Here is a 3758-nt window from a genome sequence, read left to right on the forward strand (position 1 = left end):
AGGCCCACGAAAACCCCGAAAGTCGAGTTCCTTAGCGTCAGCGCGTGAAAACAACCGCCGGTGACACGAACGGTCGCAGCTGCCACGGGCACCGCACCGACGGCCCAGGCAAAGCCGCAGGCCAGCACGCTGCCGACGACCGTGGTGTACGCCTGCGGTGCGGGCTGGTGAACAGCCTCGGCAACCCACCGGTGCCCAGCCGCCACAGCGGAAAATGACCACGCACGTCGCACCGCCATACCCGAATCATCCGACACATCACTGGCAACGAGCGGCACCTGGCAGACGTCGCGGACACGACCGCGGGGACACCACACCCGGCCTGCCCCACGCACCGAAGCGGCGCAGGTCTGCGAAGGCTGCGGCAGGAAGTGACCTGGCTCAAGGGCGGTGTTGGTGCACCGGAAGGGCAGCCGTGGGATGTTCTCCGGCTCTCGCCCGCGCCGCTGGTGCGCCGCGGGCGGATCTTCATGCTGTGCGGGCGTTGCCGGCGTTGCCGGCGTTGGCTGGGTTGTAGGGGTGCGGGCGGTGGACGGTGCGGCCTGTGTTGGCGTCGTTGTACAGGTCCTGGGCGTCCTTGCCGTAGAGAGGTGAGTAGCTGACGCTGTCATCGTTGGCGTCGTTGCCGCCGCCGTTGTAGCCGCCTACGTTCCCGATGACCTTCCCGGTCTGCGTGGCGGGGTTGTAGCCGGTGATCCACGGGCCTCCGGAAACGCCCCCGTAGAAGCCCCCGCACACCATCCGCATCTGCCGGAAGCCCGGCAGCCGGCTGGTGGAGACATCGCAACGCACCGCTTTGTGGGCCCGGTTGACCGTGGAGGACCCGGGATATCCGATCACTGTGACGCGGTTGTCGTAGCCCGGGGTCCGGGTGAACGTCAGAGCTCCGACAGCGGATTCGACCGTCCTGTGTTTGCCGTTCGCGGCCACCCGCACGAAGGCGAGATCCAGATCCGATGCCGCCTGCTTGGTGTTGGCCCGGTAGCGAGGGTCCACAAAGAGGCGGGTCACCGGGTAGATTCCGTAGGGCTGGGCGGCGGCGGAGGAGCCGAAACGGTAGTCGGGCACGAAGATGGCGTGCCTGGCCCGGGAGAGGCCGATGCCGCAGTGCCCGGCCGTCAGCGCGAGGCTGCGGCCGCTGCTGTGCACCACACTGCCCGTGCAGTACGTGGTCCCGCGGCCGAGCGGACTGCCGTCGAAGAAGAAGGTCCCGACCATGGGCAGCCCCTCGAAGTGCTGGGCCATCCGCGGAGACACATGAGTGCGGGCGGGCCGCAAGGCGGCAGCCGACGGGACCGTGGCCAGACGCAGAATGCCGGCCAGGCCCAGGGGGAGAGCGCCTGTCATCCGCCGAGCGGTCCAGTACGCCTCCTCCTCACGCATCCGCCCGGGTCCCGGCGGGGGCAGAGAGCCCAACAGGCCTGAGGCCAGCTGCGTTTTCTCCCGCACTGCTGACGTGACAGGCGCGCCTGCTTCCTGGCCGGCGGAAGCCGAGGACAGCGGCCCCCAACCGACACCGAGCGCATCCGCACACAGCACGAGCGCCACGCCTATCAGCCATCTCGCACGCATTGAGCCCCCCTTGAGAGAGATCCATTCCGCAACGGGTGAGTGACGAAAAACCGTTGGACGGTCCGACGATATGGTCAACGCTCCCTGGCGTGGCAGGGACACGGCTGCTGCCCGGGTCCAGCGGATGCCAGACCTCATCGCTGACACCGGCTGAAACGATCGCGGCCAGCGGGTGTCGTTCGCTGCGGGCATGTACTGCCGATGCGCCATTACGCTTGATCGCTTATCGATGCCCCGGCAACGGGGAGGGGCGCAGTCGCACATGTCTGCGGCGCGCGGTCGCATCCACGCGCCTGCTTCCGCCATGCGCTCTCGCACACTGCTGCACATTGATTGCAGGTGCAAGATTTTCGCGCCTATGGTGGTGCCCCTACGTGCCGTAAGGGAAAGGGGCTCTGCGATGGCCTCCGGTCCTTCTTCTGCTGTCTGTGGCATACGTTCGCGCTGGCGTCGGATGGCGGGGGCGGTGAGCCGTCGCGAGTGGCGGCGGCTGGGCGGGATGGCGGCAGTCGTCCTGGCGCTGCACGTCATCGGATGGCTCACCGTGGTGGCGCTGGTGGCGCCTGAGCACTACAGCCTCGGGGCGCAGTCCTTCGGCGTCGGTATCGGGCTGACCGCCTACACGCTGGGGCTGCGGCACGCTTTCGACGCTGATCACATCGCGGCGATCGACAACACCACCCGCAAGCTGATGCGTTCCGGGCAGCGGCCGTTGTCGGTGGGCTTCTGGTTCTCCCTCGGCCACTCCACGGTCGTCTTCGTCCTGGCCTTCCTGCTTGCCCTCGGCATCAGGTCTCTGGCCGGGCCGGTCCAGGACGACGGATCCGCACTGCACGACGTCACCGGCTGGATCGGCACCACGGTCTCCGGGGTCTTTCTCTACGCGATCGCCCTGATCAACATCGTGATCCTGGCCGGTATCTGGAAAGTGTTCCGCACGATGCGCGCCGGGCACTTCGACGAGGCGGAACTGGAGGAACAGCTCAACAACCGCGGTCTCATGAACCGCCTGCTGGGACGCGTGATGAAGTCGATCACCAGGCCGTGGCAGATGTATCCGGTAGGGCTGTTCTTCGGCCTGGGCTTCGACACCGCCACCGAGGTTGCCCTGCTGATCCTGGCCGGCTCGGGCGCCGCCTCCGGCCTGCCCTGGTACGCCATCCTGTCCCTGCCCGTCTTGTTCGCAGCAGGCATGTCGCTGCTGGACACCATCGACGGGACGTTCATGAACTTCGCCTACGGATGGGCGTTTTCGAAACCAGTCCGCAAGGTCTACTACAACCTCACCATCACCGGCCTGTCGGTTGCCGTCGCCCTCCTCATCGGCACCGTCGAACTCCTCGCCCTCCTCGCCGGCAAACTCGGCCTCCACGGCGGCTTCTGGGACTGGGTCGGCGGCCTGGACCTCAACGTGATCGGGTTCGCCGTCGTCGCCCTGTTCGTGGCGACCTGGGCCATCGCCCTGATCGTGTGGAAAGCCGCCCGCATCGAGGAGAAGTGGACCGCCAGCATCCACCCCACCGAAGGCGCCACTGACTGACCGACCGCCCCCTGCGCCCGGGTGTCGGCCTGCTCGATGTAGCAGCCGGTGGTGAACCCGGCTTTCTCCAGGACCTCGGCGACCGGCAGGCTGAATGCTTCCTCGTAGCTGTCCTCGATCCGGTCATGGTCGATGACGAAAATCGCTGCGCGGCGCCGGGGTCTGGTGGGCATGCGGGCAACCGTAGATCCGGAGTACGAGCTTCGGGAGAGGGCGTGCTTGCGGGCAGGACGCACCACCCCGGTGTCCGAGAGCAGAGCGGTGTCCCCTCGGGGTGCTGGCTCAGCTGGCGGCCCACGCCGACGGTCACCGGCGCACCGGGGTGAACGTCGCTTCCTTCGCCCTGGTTGCCCTGCGCGCCGAGGGTGTGCGCGGGCGGGCGATGCAGGCTCCCTACCCGAGGCTGCGGGCCCTGCTGCGGGCGGTCGGGGATGCTCCGTACGAGGCGGACGAGGCCGGGGACGTCCGGTTCCGCCTGCCCGACGGGGATGGCCGGGAGCGGTGGCTGAGGCTGGATGAGATCCCGCTGCCGCCGGCCACTCCGGCCACTCCGGCCACTCCGGCCGCTTGGCCGCGCCCGTGTGTGCGATGACTTTAAGGAAGCTGCCACCATGGGCGCTCGACTTTCGGGGTTTTCGTGGGCCTC

Annotated in this window: 4 protein-coding genes; 2 read left to right on the top strand and 2 right to left on the bottom strand. The window is 68.0% G+C overall.

Features of this window, described 5'->3' with window-relative positions; translation table 11 throughout:
• On the bottom strand, nucleotides 1–239 hold a 239-nt coding region (locus ACLHRZ_RS36700; protein WP_490422923.1), incomplete at its 3' end, for a hypothetical protein.
• A gap of 229 nt (nucleotides 240–468) precedes the next feature.
• A complete protein-coding gene (locus ACLHRZ_RS36705) occupies nucleotides 469–1347 on the bottom strand; it encodes a trypsin-like serine peptidase (RefSeq protein ID WP_490422924.1) in 879 nt (292 codons plus the stop codon).
• 691 nt (nucleotides 1348–2038) lie between these two features.
• Between ACLHRZ_RS36705 and nicT the strand changes: the two genes are divergently transcribed.
• Entirely contained in the window at nucleotides 2039–3112 is a 1074-nt protein-coding gene (gene nicT / locus ACLHRZ_RS36710) for a Nickel transporter NicT (RefSeq protein WP_490422925.1), read from the top strand.
• Between the two features lie 274 nt (nucleotides 3113–3386).
• A complete protein-coding gene (locus ACLHRZ_RS36715; protein WP_490422926.1) occupies nucleotides 3387–3704 on the top strand; it encodes a hypothetical protein in 318 nt (105 codons plus the stop codon).
• Nucleotides 3705–3758 lie beyond the last annotated feature (54 nt).

The organism is Streptomyces sp. AM25, from assembly GCF_058146165.1.